The following is a 14,781-nucleotide window of genomic DNA, read 5'->3' on the forward strand; positions in this document are numbered from 1 at the left end:
TGTGCAGTGACGGCCGTGAGCCCGCAATGACTATGAATCCAGAGCTTTCCGCAGCCCTCGACGAACCTGTCGCCGCGCCGCGCAAGAGTCGCAAGAACAACCCGGAGAAAACCCGGGAGAACATTCTCCAGGAAGCCATCGTCGAGTTTGTCCAGCAAGGCCTGGCGGGCGCTCGGGTCGACGCTATCGCCGAGCGCATCCACACCTCCAAGCGCATGATCTATTACTACTTCGGCAGCAAGGAACAGCTGTACGTGGAGGTGCTGGAGAAACTCTACGGCGATATCCGCACCACCGAAAGCCGCCTGCATCTGGCAGAGCTGGCGCCAGTCGAGGCGATCCGGCGCCTGGTGGAATTCACCTTCGATCACCACGACCGCAACGTGGATTTCGTGCGTATCGTCTGCATTGAAAACATCCACAACGCCGAGTACGTGAAACAGTCTGGTGCAATCAAGGCGATGACCAATACCATCCTCGACTCCCTGGGCGTGATCCTGCGTCGCGGCGCCGAAGAAGGGGTGTTCCGCGCCGGCCTGGAACCGCTGGATGTACATTTGCTGATCAGTTCGTTCTGCTTCTACCGGGTGTCGAACCGCCAGACGTTTGGTGAGATCTTTCAGATCGACTTGTCGGACGAAGCGGTCAAGCAGCGGCACCGACAGATGGTGTGTGAGTCGGTGTTGCGCTACTTGCAGGCCTGATCCTGAACCTATGCAGACCTTGTGGGAGCGAGCCTATGTGGGAGCGAGCTTGCTCGCGATGGCGGCATGTCAGTCACGTTGATATCAACGGATCCACCGCTATCGCGAGCAAGCTCGCTCCCACAAGTCATTCCCTCAGGGAGTTTGTCGCGAGCTTCAGGAATTCATGCTCTGAAAATGCGCCAGCATCCGCCCCGCATCCGGCGCCACGCCGCTGAACAGTTCGAACGCCTTCACCGCCTGGAACACCGCCATGGTGCCGCCGTCCAGTGTGCGGCAGCCGAGCGCGCGGGCGTTGCGCAGCAGTTCGGTTTCCAGCGGGAAATACACAATCTCCGCCACCCACAGGTCGCCCCGCAACAACTCGGCCGGCACCGGCATGCCCGGTAGTTTTGCCATGCCCATGGGCGTGGTGTTCACCAAGCCGTCGGCTTCGGCCATGGCAGCGGGAAGGTCATGCCCGGCACGGGCGCGACCGGCGCCGAAGTGTTGGTTCAGGTTGTTGGCCAATGCCTCGGCACGGCTGACCTCGACATCAAAAATGCTCAGCGTCTCCACGCCCTCCACCAATAAGGCGTGGGCCACCGCTGCGCCAGCGCCGCCAGCGCCCATCTGGACCACGCGGTTGCGCGCGACATCGCCCAGGCCTCGACGAAAACCTTCGGCGAAACCCAGGCAGTCGGTGTTATGGCCGATGCGCTTGCCGTCCTTGAGCACCACGGTGTTCACCGCGCCGATTCCCCGCGCTTCCGCCGAAAGTTCATCCAGCAGAGGTATGACCGCCTGCTTGCAAGGAAAGGTGATGTTCAGGCCGGTGAAATCCATGCGTTCGGCGGCCATCAGCAAGTCGGGCAGGGCGCTGCTGTCGAGTTTCAGCGCGTCGAGATCGATCAGTCGATACAGGTAACGCATGCCTTGGGCATCGCCTTCGCGCTCATGCAGCGCTGGCGTGCGAGACGCCTGGATACCCGCGCCGATCAGGCCGGCCAGTACAGTGACGTTCGGCATGCGCTCAACCCTTCAACCGATGACTGAAATGTTCAAGGGCCAGGCGATAACCATGGCTGCCAAACCCGCACATCACGCCGATGGCGACGGATGAGACGAAGGAGTGGTGGCGAAACGTCTCGCGGGCGTGGACGTTGGAAAGATGGACTTCGATGACCGGCACTTCGCTCGCCACCAGGGCATCGCGGATCGCCACGGAGGTGTGGGTCCAGGCCGCCGGGTTGATGACGATACCGCCGCACCGGCCTCGGGCGCCGTGAATCCAATCAATCAATTCACCCTCCTGGTTGGTCTGGCGAAATTCCACGGTCAGGCCGAACTCCTCGGCGGCGCGGCCGCACAGCGCGGAAATATCGGCCAGGGTTTCGTGGCCATAGGTCGCCGGCTCGCGGGTGCCGAGCAGGTTCAGGTTCGGGCCGTTGAGCACCAGAACGATCGGAGGCATCGCACAATCTCCACATTTTTATTGTTGGTCTCGGCGGGTTTCAGCCGGTGGAGATAAATTGTACTAGATGGTTAATTTGGTCAAATAAAGCAGCGGTTGTCGGGCAATAAGTGTTCGATGATCGAACATTGCACCAGTCGAGAGGTTGGGGAAGGCAACTGTGGCGAGGGAGCTTGCTCCCGCTGGGCCGGTCCGACGCATCGGGCCAGCAGCCCCAAGCTTTTGCGGTTGCTACACAACCGAGCGGGAGCAAGCTCCCTCGCCACGAAGGTTTGCGCAGGTCAGCGCCGCGTCAACAACACCCCGGATTCCATGTGGTGGGTCCAAGGGAATTGATCGAACAACGCGCAGCGCGTGATGCGGTGGGTATCGTTCAGTTGCGCGATGTTCGCGGCGAGGGTTTCGGGGTTGCAAGAGATGTAGAGGATGTTGTCGAAGCGCCGGGTCAGCTCGCAGGTGTCCGGGTCCATGCCGGCGCGAGGCGGGTCGACGAAGACGCTGCCGAATTCGTAGCTTTTCAGGTCGATGCCCTGTAGGCGCCGGAACGGCCGAACTTCGTTCAGGGCTTCGGTCAGCTCTTCAGCGGACAGGCGCACCAGCGTGACATTGTCTACCGCGTTCTCGCTGAGGTTGCTCAGTGCGGCGTTGACCGAAGTCTTGCTGATCTCAGTGGCGAGCACTTTGCGCACACGGGTTGCCAGCGGCAAAGTGAAGTTGCCGTTGCCGCAGTACAACTCCAGCAGGTCGTCATTGCGATCGCCCAGGGCTTCATAAGCCCAGTTGAGCATCTTCTGGTTCACCGTGCCGTTGGGCTGGGTGAAGGCGCCTTCGGGTTGGCGGTAGCTGAAGGTGCGGCCGCCCACGTCGAGTTTCTCCACCACGTAGTCGTGGCCGATCACTTCGCGTTTGCCCTTGGAGCGGCCGATGATGCTTACGCCCAGCTCGGCCGCCAGTTTCGAAGCTGCGGCGTGCCAGTGTTCATCCAGCGGACGGTGGTAACACAGGGTGATCATCGCGTCGCCGGCCAGGGTGGTCAGGAACTCCACCTGGAACAGCTTGTGGCTCAACGGCGCGCTGGCTTGCCAGGCGGCCTTGAGCTGCGGCATCAATTGGTTGATGCGCAGGCTGGCGATGGGGAACGCTTCGATGAGGATCGGCGTGCGCTTGTCTTCCTGGGAAAACATCGCGTAATGGCGTTCGCCGGCCTCGCGCCACAGGCGGAATTCGGCTCGCAGGCGGAAGTTCTGTAGCGGAGAGTCGAACACCTCGGGCTCGGGGGCATCGAACGGAGCCAGCAGGTCGCGCAGGCGCACGACCTTGTCTTGCAACTGGGTGGCGTAGGCCTGGGAATCAAAAGTCATGCGTTGAACCAACCCAACTTGATAACGAACAGGATCGAAAGGATGACCAGCGCCGGGTTCAGCTCACGGCCGCGGCCGGACACCAGTTTGATGGCGGTCCAGGCGATGAAGCCGAAGGCGATGCCGTTGGCGATGGAATAGGTGAACGGCATCGCCAGGGCAGTGATCACCACCGGAGCGGCAACGGTAACGTCGTCCCAGTCGATTTCAGCCAGGCCGGAGGTCATCAATACCGCGACGAACAGCAAGGCCGGCGCGGTGGCGAAGGCCGGGACGCTGGCGGCCAGCGGCGAGAAGAACAGCGCCAGCAGGAACAGGATCGCGACCACGATCGCCGTAAGGCCGGTGCGGCCGCCGGCGCTGACGCCCGCCGCCGATTCGATGTAGCTGGTGGTCGTCGAAGTGCCTAGCAGCGAACCGGCCATGGCGGCGGTGCTGTCGGCAATCAGCGCACGGCCCATTTTCGGCATGTGGCCGTCCTTGCCCATCAGCCCGGCGCGCTTGGCGACGCCGATCAGGGTGCCGGAGTTATCGAACAGATCGACGAACAGGAACGCGAAGATCACGCTCACCAGGCCGATGTCCAGGGCGCCCTTGATGTCCAGTTGCAGGAAGGTCGGGGCCAGGGATGGCGGCGCGGAAATGATGCCGCCAAAGGGCGTGAAGCCCATCAGGATCGAGACGATGGTGACCGCCAGGATGCCGATCAGTACCGCGCCGCGCACTTTAAGCGCCTCCAGAGCGACAATCAGTACGAAGCCCAGGGTTGCCAGGATCGGCGCCGGTTGCTTCAGGTCGCCGAGGCCGACCATGGTCGCTGGGTTTTTCACCACGATGCCGGCGTTGTTCAGGGCGATCAGCGCCAGGAACAGGCCAATACCGGCGGCGATGGCCGAGCGCAGCGGCAGCGGGATGCTGTTGATGATCCATTCCCGGATGCGGAAGATCGATAGCAGAAAGAACAGCACGGCGGAGACGAACACCGCCCCCAGCGCCACTTGCCAGGTATGGCCCATGTGCAGGACCACGGTGTAGGTGAAGAAGGCGTTCAGGCCCATGCCCGGCGCGAGGGCGATCGGGTAGTTGGCGATCAGGCCCATGACTGTGGAACCAATGGCCGCCGCCAGACAGGTGGCGACGAATACCGCGCCCTTGTCCATGCCGGTTTCGCCGAGGATGCTCGGGTTGACGAACAGAATGTAGGCCATGGCCAGGAACGTCGTGACGCCCGCCAGGATCTCGGTCCGCACGTTGGTATTGTGTGCCTTGAGTTGAAACAGCCTTTCCAGCATGTCTGCTCCCCGTGGCGCGCGCGGCGCCGTGAATGTATCGACCTCAACAGCAAAGCACAGGTCGCCAGGGGCGCCGGGATTTTCTGCGGGTCGGAAAAAGCCGCGCATCATAGCAGCGCGGCGATGTGGCTGCGATCCTCGGTGTGCGTCGCATAAGTGTGCGCAGGCAAAAGTTGGGCCATACTGCGCCCGATTTCGGACGGTCGGGATGTATCGCATGAAAAACATTGCATGGGCCTGGGTGTTCGGCCTGGGGCTGGCCGTGCCGGTCGCGCACGCCGCGTCGGCACCACCGCTGAGCGAGGTCAAGGTGCTCAAGGTCGAGTCGCCGGCCTGTGGTTTCGAAGACGTTTCCGCAGGACAGGCGCAAACCCGTTGCGACCACAGTGGCCCGCATATCAAGGTCTACGTGCTGGAGCTCGGCATAGGCCACCAGCCGAATGTCACGCTGGACGGCTTCGAGGTCGACGGCACCCGTTCACCGGTGTGTGCATACGACAATGGCAATCTCAATGATTGTTCGACCGGAGCCCGGCGAACGGTCGGCTACTTGTATATCTTCGATCTGAAGGGCAAGCAGGAAGGCACCTTCAGCTTCAGCAACGTGTCGATCAACGCACCGGGCAACCGGATGTCGACCCAGTTGTACATCAAATGACATGCCGTGGACGACCTTCGGCTGACAGGGCCCGGCAAAGCTGACTAGTCTTGAAGGATCACCCAGCGGAGAGTGCCCATGATGCCTGGAACCAAGATCCCCCGAGTCCTGATCGCCGTGGCTGAAGGCGTTGATGATTTGCAGGTGGTGACGCTGATCGACGTGTTGCGCCGGGCGCAGCTTGAAGTCGTCGTGGCGAGTATCGAGGGCCGTCGCATGCTCACCTGCGCACGCGGAACGCGCCTGACCGCCGACGGCATGCTGGTAGACGTGCTGGTGCAGGATTTCGATTTGATCGTCTTGCCGGGCGGCATCATCGGCGTGCAACACCTGGCGGCCCACCCGCCTTTGCAACAGTTGATCAAAGACCAGGCGGCCGCCGGGCGCATCTTCGCCGCCATCGCCGAAGCCCCGGCGTTGGTGCTCCAGGCGTTCGGCGTGCTGCGCCAGCGCCGGATGACCTGCCTGCCCGCCGTGAGCCAGCAACTGTCCGGGTGCAGCTTCGTCGACCAGCCGGTGGTGGTGGACGGCAATTGCATCACCGCCCAGGGTTCCGCCGCCGCCTTGGTGTTTGCCCTTGCGCTGGTGGAAGCATTAGCCGGTAAAGGGGTGAGAAGCGTGGTGGCGGCGGAGTTGTTGGCGTGACAGCGTCAAATGTGATGGGCAAGGGGTTCGATCATTGGTTGTTCGCGCCGCTCGGCTTGCCATAGGTCATAGTCGGTCTGGACGCCCAGCCAGACGCGTGCCTTGCCAATGCCTGCGCGTTCCAGGCGTACTGCCAGGTCTGGGCTGACCGGTGCATGGCCGTGCAGTACCCGAGAAAGGTGCGGTCGAGCGAAACCGAGGTGTCTCGCCAGTTCGGTCGCCGTGATGCCCAGCTTGGGCAATACGTCCACCAGCAATGTTTCGCCAGGATGTGGCGGATTGTGCATGGGCATGTTCCAGCCTCCTGTCAGTGATGGTCGAGATAGTCGACCAGTTCGATGTCGGGCTCGATGAAGCGGAAGACAATTCGCCAGTTCCCTGAAACGCTCAGCGACCAATAATCGACCAGATCACCCTTGAGCGAATGCAATCGCCACCCGGGGATGTCCAGGTCGCTTGGCATGCATGCCCTGTCCATGAACTGAAGCATGCGAGCCAGCCGCTTCCCGTGGTCTGCCGAATTCCCGCGTCGAACCCGTTTCATAAAAGACCCTGAGGCCTTTGTGCTGGAAGGATTTCATCATGGAAAAGAATGTAAGGCGATACATTACAGTCTGTGCGATACATATGTACCGCACAGGCGCGCTGGACTCGTGCATTGGGGGCGGGCAATTGTCTTGGAACGCTCATCCCACCCCGAAGTCGTACCCCTTATGACGGCGGTTTTCCAAAACGCCGCGTGTACGACCAACCGTGAGGTGTTCCATGAGCGCGACCTTGTCCGAAGCGACGCAGGCGTCCTTCGTCCGTCATTCCATACGTCTGACACTCAATGGCGCGGTGCGCGAGTTGCAGGTGCTGCCCTGGACTACGTTGCTCGATTTGCTGCGCGAACAATTGGACCTGGTGGGCAGCAAAAAGGGCTGTGACCACGGCCAATGCGGCGCCTGCACGGTGCTGCGCGACGGCAAGCGGATCAACGCCTGCCTGACCCTCGCGGTGATGTGCGACGGTGCCGAGCTGACCACCGTCGAAGGCCTGGCCAATGGCGACGAGTTGCATCCGATGCAACGGGCATTCATCAAGCATGACGCGTTCCAGTGCGGCTATTGCACTCCCGGGCAGATCTGTTCGGCAGTGGCGCTTGCCCACGAGGGGCGGGCGAGCACTGGCGCCGAAATCAGCGAGCTGATGAGCGGCAACCTCTGCCGATGCGGTGCCTACAACAACATTCGCGATGCCATCGAAGAAGCCCTGCCGCTCTGCCAGCAGACCGGAGGTGAGTCGTGAATCCCTTTCGCTACAGCAAGCCCGACACGCTGCAGGCCGCCGTCGAGCTGTCGAGTGCCGATTCGCGTTTCATCGCTGGCGGCACCAACCTGCTCGACCTGATGAAGGAAAACCTCACCCGCCCCCAGCACCTGATCGATATCACCGGGCTGCCCTTGGCCGACCTCAGCGAAACGCCATCGGGCGGGGTGATGATTGGCGCGTTGGTGAGTAACGCCGATTTGGCCTGGCACCCCTGGATCGAGCGCCGTTATCCATTGCTCTCCCAGGCCATTCTTGCCGGTGCTTCGCCACAGCTGCGCAACATGGCCAGCACGGGTGGCAACCTGTTGCAGCGTACCCGTTGTTACTATTTTTATGACGCCGGTGTGCCGTGCAACAAACGTCGGCCCGGCAGTGGCTGCCCGGCTCGAACCGGTTTGAACCGTATTCACGCGATTCTTGGGGCGAGCGATCAATGCGTCGCGACTCATCCCTCCGACATGTGCGTGGCACTGGCCGCGCTTGACGCGGTGGTCCATGTGCTGGGCCGGGGTGGTCCACGGACCATCGAATTCGCCGACTTCCATCGCCTGCCCGGCGACGCTCCGGACCGGGACAACCAACTGGCCGATGATGAACTGATCACCTATATCGAGCTGCCGCCCACAGGCTTCGCCGAACACAGCCAGTACTTGAAGATTCGTGACCGCGCGTCCTATGCCTTCGCTCTGGTCTCGGTCGCCGCCGCGCTGGAGCTGGACGGGCTGGTGATTCGCCAGGCTCGCCTGGCCCTGGGTGGCGTGGCACACAAGCCTTGGCGTGATCGATCCGTGGAGAGTTGGTTGGTGGGGCAGGCGGTCAGCCGCGAGACGTTCACGGCCGCCGCGGATGCGCTGCTGCAAAACGCCGAGCCGTTGGAGCACAACGGTTTCAAGGTCAAGTTGGCGCGCCGGGCGATTGTCCGCGCCTTGAGCGATGCCGCACTGGTGGGAGGAACCGCCCGATGAATGCACCGAGCAAAACCATAGGCCAGCCGCTGGACCGGGTCGATGGCCTCCTCAAGGTGACCGGTCGGGCCCGTTACGCCGGGGAATATCCGGAAGACGGCTTGTTGCACGGCAGTGTCGTATCCAGTGCCATCGCCCGGGGGCGGGTGGTGGGTATCGATGCTTCCCGCGCCCTGGCGCTGCCGGGTGTCGTTGCTGTGATCGATCATACCAATCGGCCCAAAATCGCCAGCTACGACGAACCCTATCAGGATGCCGACGCAGCGGAGGGCTCGCCGTTCCGGCCACTGTTCAACGACCAGATCCTCTATAGCGGCCAGCCGCTGGCCCTGGTGGTCGCCGAAAACCTGGAGCTGGCCCGTTATGCCGGCTCGCTGGTGGAGATTGAATACGAGGCTGAGGGGCATCAGACCGATCTGACAATCCTGCAAAACGAAGCCCATCCAGCACCTGCAGAACTGCCCAAGCCCCGTGGGAATTTTCAGGGCGAGTACGCGAGCGCAGCCCTGAGTGTGGACGTGTCCTACAGCACGCCGATAGAACACCACAACCCGATGGAGCCCCATGCCTCCACCGTGTTGTACCAACCCGACGCAAGCCTGCATATCCACGACAAGACCCAAGGCGCGCAGAACTGCCAGGCGTACGTGCAAAAAGTATTCGGGCTGGAAAAGGAGCAAGTGCGGGTATTTGCCGCCTACGTGGGCGGCGCGTTTGGTTCCGGCCTGCGTCCGCAATACCAATTGGCGCTCGCGGTGATGGCCGCGCTGCATCTCAAGCGTTCCGTACGGGTCAGCCTGACGCGCCAGCAGATGTTTACGTTTGGCTATCGGCCTCGGACATTCCAGCGCTTGCAATTGGGTGCTGCGGCCAACGGAAGATTGCTCGCGGTAGCGCATACCGCCATTGGCCAGACCTCGCGTTTCGAAGATTTTACCGAGCACGTGGTGGAGTGGAGCGGCATGCTCTATCACTGCGATAACGTGACACTGACGTACAAACTGGCGCCGTTGGACGTGTACACACCGCTGGACATGCGCGCCCCGGGCGCGGCCCTCGGGTTGATCGGGCTGGAGTGTGCCATGGACGAGCTGGCCTGCGCCCTGGCGATCGACCCGCTGCAGTTGCGTCTGATCAACTATGCCGAACGCAACGAAAACGAAGGCAAGCCCTATTCCAGCAAGGAGCTGCGGGCCTGTTACGCCCAGGGCGCCGACCGTTTCGGTTGGAGCAAGCGCAACCCCGAACCGCGCAGCATGCGCAGCGGCCGGCAACTGGTGGGCTGGGGCATGGCGGGCGGCGTGTGGGAAGCCATGCAGCAAAAAGCCAGTGCCCGCGCCTCGCTGGACGCCAACGGCAAGTTGACCGTCAGCAGCGCAACGACGGACATCGGCACCGGCACCTATACCGTCATGACTCAAATTGCCGCCGAGGCGTCAGGCGTTTCCCTTGAGGACGTCACCTTTGTGCTGGGCGACTCGTCGCTGCCAACGGCACCATTGCAGGGTGGTTCGTTTACCGTCTCGTCGGTGGGCACGGCGGTGCAGAAAGCCTGCGAAGCGCTCAGGGAAAAGCTGCTCGCCGTGGCCCGTCAGTCCTGTCCTGCCTTCAGCGGCGCGACCCTTGAGCAGGTAACATTCATCGACGGTGAACTGCGCATGGGCGAGGCCCGTGTCGCCCTGGCGGAGCTGGCGCAAAAAAGCGGCGAAGTGCCGTTGCAGGCGGAGGTCGGCACCGGACCGGATGAAAAACGCCATGCCTATGCGACCGCCACGCATTCGGCGGTTTTCGTTGAGGTGTTGGTGGATGAAGACCTTGGCACGGTGAAGGTCAACCGAGTGGTCAGCGCCATCGCGGCGGGCCGGGTAGTCAATCCGAAGACTGCCCGCAGCCAGATCCTCGGTGGGGTGGTCTGGGGCGTTGGCATGGCACTGCACGAAGAAACCTTGACCGACCATGCCCTTGGCCGCCACATGAACCACAATCTGGCCGAGTACCATGTGCCGGTGAATGCCGACATTGGCGAGATAGACGTGATATTTGTCGAAGAGCATGACGAGATCGTCAACGCCCTCGGGTCCAAGGGCGTCGGCGAAATCGGCATTGTCGGCGTGGCCGCGGCGGTGGCGAATGCGATCTACCATGCCACGGGCAAACGGGTGCGGGATTTCCCCATCACCCTGGATAAGTTGCTCTAGGCTTTCGCCTCGTCCACCGGTTCGTGCATCCGGTCACGGTTGGCCAGGGTCGGGAACAGTTTGATCCAGGCCCCGGTCACCAGCAGCGTGCCGACGCCGCCCATGACCACCGCCGGCACCGTGCCGAACCAGTGGGCGGTGATCCCGGACTCGAATTCGCCCAACTGGTTCGAGGCGCCGATAAACAACCCATTCACAGCGCTGACCCGACCGCGCATCTCGTCGGGCGTTTCCAACTGCACGAAGGAGGCGCGGATGACCATGCTGATCATGTCCGCCGCGCCCAGCACCACCAATACCGCCAGGGAGAACCAGAACGACGTGGAAAGGCCGAACGCAATGGTGGCGACGCCGAACACGCCCACGGCGGTAAACATCACCCGGCCGACCTTGCGCTCCACGGCAAACCGCGCCAGCCACAGCGACATCAGCAAGGCCCCGACCGCCGGCGCCGAACGCAACAGGCCCAGGCCCCAGGGGCCGGTGAGCAGGATGTCCTTGGCGAATACCGGCAACAGCGCGGTGGCGCCGCCCAACAGCACCGCAAACAAGTCCAGAGAGATCGCCCCTAGGATGTCCGGGCGGCTGCGAATGAAGCGAATACCGGCCAACAGCGAGTCGAGGGTCGCCTTGCCTTTATTCAGCGGTGTCTGCCGGGCGGGCAGGTTGAGCATCAGGCAGCAGGCGATGACATAAAGCAACACGGTTGGCCCATAGACCCAGACGCTGCCAAAGGCGTACAGCAAACCGCCCAGGGCCGGGGCGACGATGGTGGCCGATTGTTGTGCTGATTGCGCGGCGGCCACTGCCCGGGGAAACAACGCGGCAGGGACAATGCTCGGCAACAGCGCCTGGGTGGTCGGCATTTCGAAGGAGCGGGCCGCGCCGAGCAGGAACGCGAGGATGAAGATCATCTCGCGCGTAACGTTGTCGCTGGCGCTGCCAATCGCCAGGGTGAGGGCGATCATGGCTTGCAACGATTGGCAGATGGCCGCGACTTTACGTCGATCGTATCGATCCGCCACGTGCCCGGTGTGCAGCATGAACAGCACCCGTGGGGCGAACTCCACGAGGCCGACGAGCCCCAGGTCCAGGACATTGCCGGTCAGTTGATAGAGGTTCCAGCCGATGGCCACCGTCAGCATCTGGAAACCGCTGGCGGTGAATATCCGAGCCAGCCAGAAAGCAATGAAGGGACGATGGTGACGGAGCAGAAGGGGCGCTTGGCTGGGCATCTGTGACGGGGTCCGGTGATGGGAAGGTCGAGATTATCACTGAGCTGTAACAGGAAGTTGCGGTGGTTGGAAAAATAGTTAGCCAAACATCGATATTGGCTTGAGGGAACATTTGTGGCGAGGGGATTTAGCGAAACGTCGCACCGCCCCGCTGGGGCGCTAAGCGGCCCCAAGCTTCTGCGAGTGCTGTGCGATCGAGCGGGATGAATCCCCTCGCCACAAGAGTTTTTACTTATGTCCTGAGCACCTGGGACAACCTGTCACGCGACAAAAAACCACGCCGTCCATCGGCCATATAGCGACTACTCTTTGAACATTGCTTGACCCAGGTCAATCCCCTTGGGGCGTTGTGCTGGCGGCCATTGGGCCAAAGTCCTGCGTTGTGACGGTTTAAAAAGAACGATTTTAAAAGCATCGCACTCCATATCCCTGGGGGCTGTGATGCAAGCCCCGCCCGCAGCCGGTTTTACCTGACAGAGGAAGACTTATGTTCGGTTTGGAGGCGCTCGATCTCGCCCGAATCCAGTTCGCGTTCACCATCTCGTTCCACATCCTGTTCCCGGCCATCACCATTGGCCTGGCGAGTTACCTGGCGGTACTCGAAGGCCTGTGGCTGAAGACACACGACGATACCTACCGCGACCTGTATCACTTCTGGTCGAAGATTTTCGCCGTCAACTTCGGCATGGGGGTGGTCTCCGGGCTGGTGATGGCTTATCAGTTCGGCACCAACTGGAGCCGTTTTTCGGATTTCGCTGGCGCTGTAACCGGGCCGCTCCTGACTTATGAAGTGCTCACGGCATTCTTCCTCGAAGCGGGCTTCCTCGGCGTAATGCTGTTCGGCTGGAATCGCGTGGGGCGTGGCTTGCACTTCTTTTCCACGGTCATGGTGGCGATCGGTACGCTGATCTCGACCTTCTGGATCCTGTCGTCCAACAGTTGGATGCAAACCCCGCAAGGCTACGAAATCATCGATGGCCGGGTCATTCCGGTGGACTGGCTGGCCGTGGTGTTCAACCCCTCGTTTCCGTTCCGGCTGATGCACATGTCGGTCGCGGCCTTTGTCGCCACCGCGTTTTTCGTCGGCTCGTCGGCGGCCTGGCACCTGCTGCGCGGTCGCGATAACCCGGCCATTCGCCGCATGTTGTCGATGGCGATGTGGATGGCCCTGCTGGTCGCGCCTGTACAGGCGGTAATCGGTGACTTCCACGGTCTCAATACGCTGAAGCACCAGCCGGCAAAAATTGCCGCCATCGAAGGGCACTGGGAAAACGTCGGCGACGAACCCACGCCACTGATTCTGTTCGGCTGGCCGGACATGAAGGCCGAGCAAACCAAGTTCGCTGTGGAAATCCCGTACCTGGGCAGCTTGATCCTGACCCACTCGCTGACCGATCAGGTGCCGGCGCTGAAGGATTTCCCGCCTGAGGATCGACCGAATTCGACCATCGTGTTCTGGTCGTTCCGGGTCATGGTGGGCCTGGGGTTGCTGATGATATTCACTGGGCTGTGCAGCCTCTGGCTACGCCGCGGCAACCGGCTTTACCAATCCCGCCCGTTCCTGCACCTGGTGCTGTGGATGGGGCCTTCCGGGCTGATCGCGATCCTGGCCGGCTGGTTCACCACGGAAATCGGTCGCCAGCCGTGGGTAGTCTACGGCTTGATGCGCACGGCGGATGCGTCGTCCGGCCACAGCTTTGCGCAGATGAGCTTCACCCTGGTCATGTTCGTGGTGGTGTATTTCGCGCTGTTCGGCGCGGGGTTGAGCTACATGATGCGTCTGGTGCGCAAGGGCCCGGTGGCCCAGGAAGCCGAGCCGACCGACGGTGGCCCCGGTCAGAAACGCACCCCGGCCCGTCCATTGTCGGCCGCCAACGAAGGCGACGACGAAGTGGACCACAACGACAGCTCGAACAAGGGGAATTGAGTCATGGGTATTGATCTTCCGCTGATCTGGGCCGTGGTCATCATCTTCGGCATCATGATGTACGTGATCATGGACGGCTTCGACCTGGGCATCGGCATTCTCTTCCCCTTCGTCAAGGGCGAGCGCGACCGCGACGTGATGATGAACACCGTCGCGCCGGTCTGGGACGGTAACGAGACCTGGCTGGTGCTGGGCGGGGCAGGGCTGTTCGGGGCGTTCCCGCTGGCGTATTCGGTGGTGCTCTCGGCATTGTACCTGCCGCTGATCCTGATGCTCATCGGGCTCATCTTCCGGGGCGTGGCGTTCGAGTTCCGCTTCAAGGCCAAGGCCGAGAAGCGGCATCTTTGGGACAAGGCATTTATCGGTGGCTCGCTGACGGCGACGTTCTTCCAGGGGGTCGCCCTGGGGGCGTTCATCGACGGCTTCGAAGTGGTCAATCGCCAGTTCGCCGGCGGTTCCCTGGACTGGCTCACGCCGTTCACCATGTTTTGCGGCCTGGCGCTGATCGCCGCCTATGCCTTGCTCGGCTGTACCTGGCTGATCATGAAGACCGAAGGCAAGCTGCAAGAACAGATGCATGACCTGGCCAGGCCGTTGGCCTTCGTGGTGCTGGCGGTGATCGGCATCGTCAGCATCTGGACCCCACTGGCCCATGCCGATATCGCCGCGCGCTGGTTCACCTTGCCGAACCTGTTCTGGTTCCTGCCGGTGCCGATCCTGGTGTTGGTGACCATGTACGGGTTGTTCCGCGCCGTGGCCCGCAACGCCAACTACACGCCTTTCATCCTGACGCTGGTGCTGATTTTCCTGGGTTACAGCGGCCTTGGCATCAGCCTGTGGCCGAACATCGTGCCGCCGTCCATTTCGATCTGGGACGCCGCGTCGCCGCCACAGAGCCAGGGCTTCATGCTGGTCGGCACGTTGTTCATCATTCCGTTGATCCTGGTGTACACCTTCTGGAGCTACTACGTGTTCCGCGGCAAGGTGACCCATGACGATGGCTACCATTGACCGACCTGCGAGGTGCCG

The 14,781-nt window shown here is 62.0% G+C and carries 14 protein-coding genes and 1 pseudogene; 8 read left to right on the top strand and 7 right to left on the bottom strand.

The features are described from left to right. The first annotated feature begins 26 nt into the window (after positions 1-26). On the top strand, positions 27-704 hold the full coding sequence (locus tag M1D68_RS03645; protein ID WP_420767292.1) for a TetR/AcrR family transcriptional regulator: 678 nt from the start codon (positions 27-29) through the stop codon (positions 702-704). A 156-nt stretch (positions 705-860) separates the two neighbouring features. Here M1D68_RS03645 and M1D68_RS03650 read toward each other — a convergent pair whose 3' ends face one another. From M1D68_RS03650 to M1D68_RS03665, 4 genes are all read right to left on the bottom strand, one after another. Continuing rightward, complete coding sequence (locus M1D68_RS03650; RefSeq protein ID WP_457969312.1) at positions 861-1,712, bottom strand: shikimate dehydrogenase; 852 nt, start codon at positions 1,710-1,712, stop codon at positions 861-863. Between the two features lie 4 nt (positions 1,713-1,716). Beyond that, positions 1,717-2,157 carry a type II 3-dehydroquinate dehydratase gene (aroQ, locus tag M1D68_RS03655; protein WP_420767290.1) on the bottom strand — a complete coding sequence of 147 codons (441 nt, stop codon included), beginning with the start codon at positions 2,155-2,157 and terminating at the stop codon, positions 1,717-1,719. 281 nt (positions 2,158-2,438) lie between these two features. Further along, positions 2,439-3,518, bottom strand: coding sequence for a tRNA (uridine(54)-C5)-methyltransferase TrmA (gene trmA / locus M1D68_RS03660; RefSeq protein ID WP_457969314.1), 1,080 nt, complete (start codon positions 3,516-3,518; stop codon positions 2,439-2,441). Further along, entirely contained in the window at positions 3,515-4,810 is a 1,296-nt protein-coding gene (locus M1D68_RS03665; RefSeq protein WP_420767288.1) for an NCS2 family permease, read from the bottom strand. The genes trmA and M1D68_RS03665 overlap by 4 nt, the downstream gene beginning before the upstream one ends. A gap of 217 nt (positions 4,811-5,027) precedes the next feature. Between M1D68_RS03665 and M1D68_RS03670 the strand changes: the two genes are divergently transcribed. Both M1D68_RS03670 and M1D68_RS03675 read left to right on the top strand, forming a co-directional pair. Further along, positions 5,028-5,468, top strand: a complete 441-nt coding sequence (locus tag M1D68_RS03670; RefSeq protein WP_420767287.1) for a DUF4879 domain-containing protein — start codon at positions 5,028-5,030, stop codon at positions 5,466-5,468. A gap of 78 nt (positions 5,469-5,546) precedes the next feature. Beyond that, the gene (locus tag M1D68_RS03675; protein ID WP_420767286.1) at positions 5,547-6,113 is read left to right on the top strand and encodes a DJ-1 family glyoxalase III; all 567 of its coding nucleotides are present in this window, start codon (positions 5,547-5,549) and stop codon (positions 6,111-6,113) included. Between the two features lie 5 nt (positions 6,114-6,118). On the opposite strand, the gene M1D68_RS03680 is transcribed toward M1D68_RS03675, so the two are convergent. Together M1D68_RS03680 and M1D68_RS03685 are read right to left on the bottom strand one after the other, a co-directional pair. After that, positions 6,119-6,406: a HigA family addiction module antitoxin gene (locus M1D68_RS03680; RefSeq protein ID WP_457969316.1), complete on the bottom strand. Its 288-nt coding sequence runs from the start codon at positions 6,404-6,406 to the stop codon at positions 6,119-6,121. Positions 6,407-6,420: 14 nt separating this feature from the next. Next, positions 6,421-6,697: pseudogene (locus M1D68_RS03685) on the bottom strand (type II toxin-antitoxin system RelE/ParE family toxin). A gap of 181 nt (positions 6,698-6,878) precedes the next feature. Between M1D68_RS03685 and M1D68_RS03690 the strand changes: the two are divergent. The 3 genes from M1D68_RS03690 to M1D68_RS03700 are packed head-to-tail and all read left to right on the top strand — an operon-like array spanning position 6,879 to position 10,590. Then, a complete protein-coding gene (locus M1D68_RS03690; protein WP_457969318.1) occupies positions 6,879-7,403 on the top strand; it encodes a (2Fe-2S)-binding protein in 525 nt (174 codons plus the stop codon). Next, positions 7,400-8,392 carry an FAD binding domain-containing protein gene (locus tag M1D68_RS03695; protein WP_457969320.1) on the top strand — a complete coding sequence of 331 codons (993 nt, stop codon included), beginning with the start codon at positions 7,400-7,402 and terminating at the stop codon, positions 8,390-8,392. The genes M1D68_RS03690 and M1D68_RS03695 overlap by 4 nt, the downstream gene beginning before the upstream one ends. Beyond that, the gene (locus M1D68_RS03700) at positions 8,389-10,590 is read left to right on the top strand and encodes a xanthine dehydrogenase family protein molybdopterin-binding subunit (RefSeq protein ID WP_457969322.1); all 2,202 of its coding nucleotides are present in this window, start codon (positions 8,389-8,391) and stop codon (positions 10,588-10,590) included. Before M1D68_RS03695 ends, M1D68_RS03700 begins: the two co-directional genes overlap by 4 nt. Here M1D68_RS03700 and M1D68_RS03705 read toward each other — a convergent pair. After that, positions 10,587-11,825, bottom strand: a complete 1,239-nt coding sequence (locus M1D68_RS03705; RefSeq protein WP_434562208.1) for an MFS transporter — start codon at positions 11,823-11,825, stop codon at positions 10,587-10,589. The genes M1D68_RS03700 and M1D68_RS03705 overlap by 4 nt on opposite strands. 487 nt (positions 11,826-12,312) lie before the next feature. On the opposite strand from M1D68_RS03705, the gene M1D68_RS03710 reads away from it, so the two are divergent. Both M1D68_RS03710 and cydB read left to right on the top strand, forming a co-directional pair. Next, the gene (locus M1D68_RS03710; protein WP_420767279.1) at positions 12,313-13,752 is read left to right on the top strand and encodes a cytochrome ubiquinol oxidase subunit I; all 1,440 of its coding nucleotides are present in this window, start codon (positions 12,313-12,315) and stop codon (positions 13,750-13,752) included. A 3-nt stretch (positions 13,753-13,755) separates the two neighbouring features. Next, positions 13,756-14,763: a cytochrome d ubiquinol oxidase subunit II gene (gene cydB, locus M1D68_RS03715; protein ID WP_434562210.1), complete on the top strand. Its 1,008-nt coding sequence runs from the start codon at positions 13,756-13,758 to the stop codon at positions 14,761-14,763. Positions 14,764-14,781 lie beyond the last annotated feature (18 nt).

The organism is Pseudomonas sp. R4-84 (assembly GCF_054130985.1).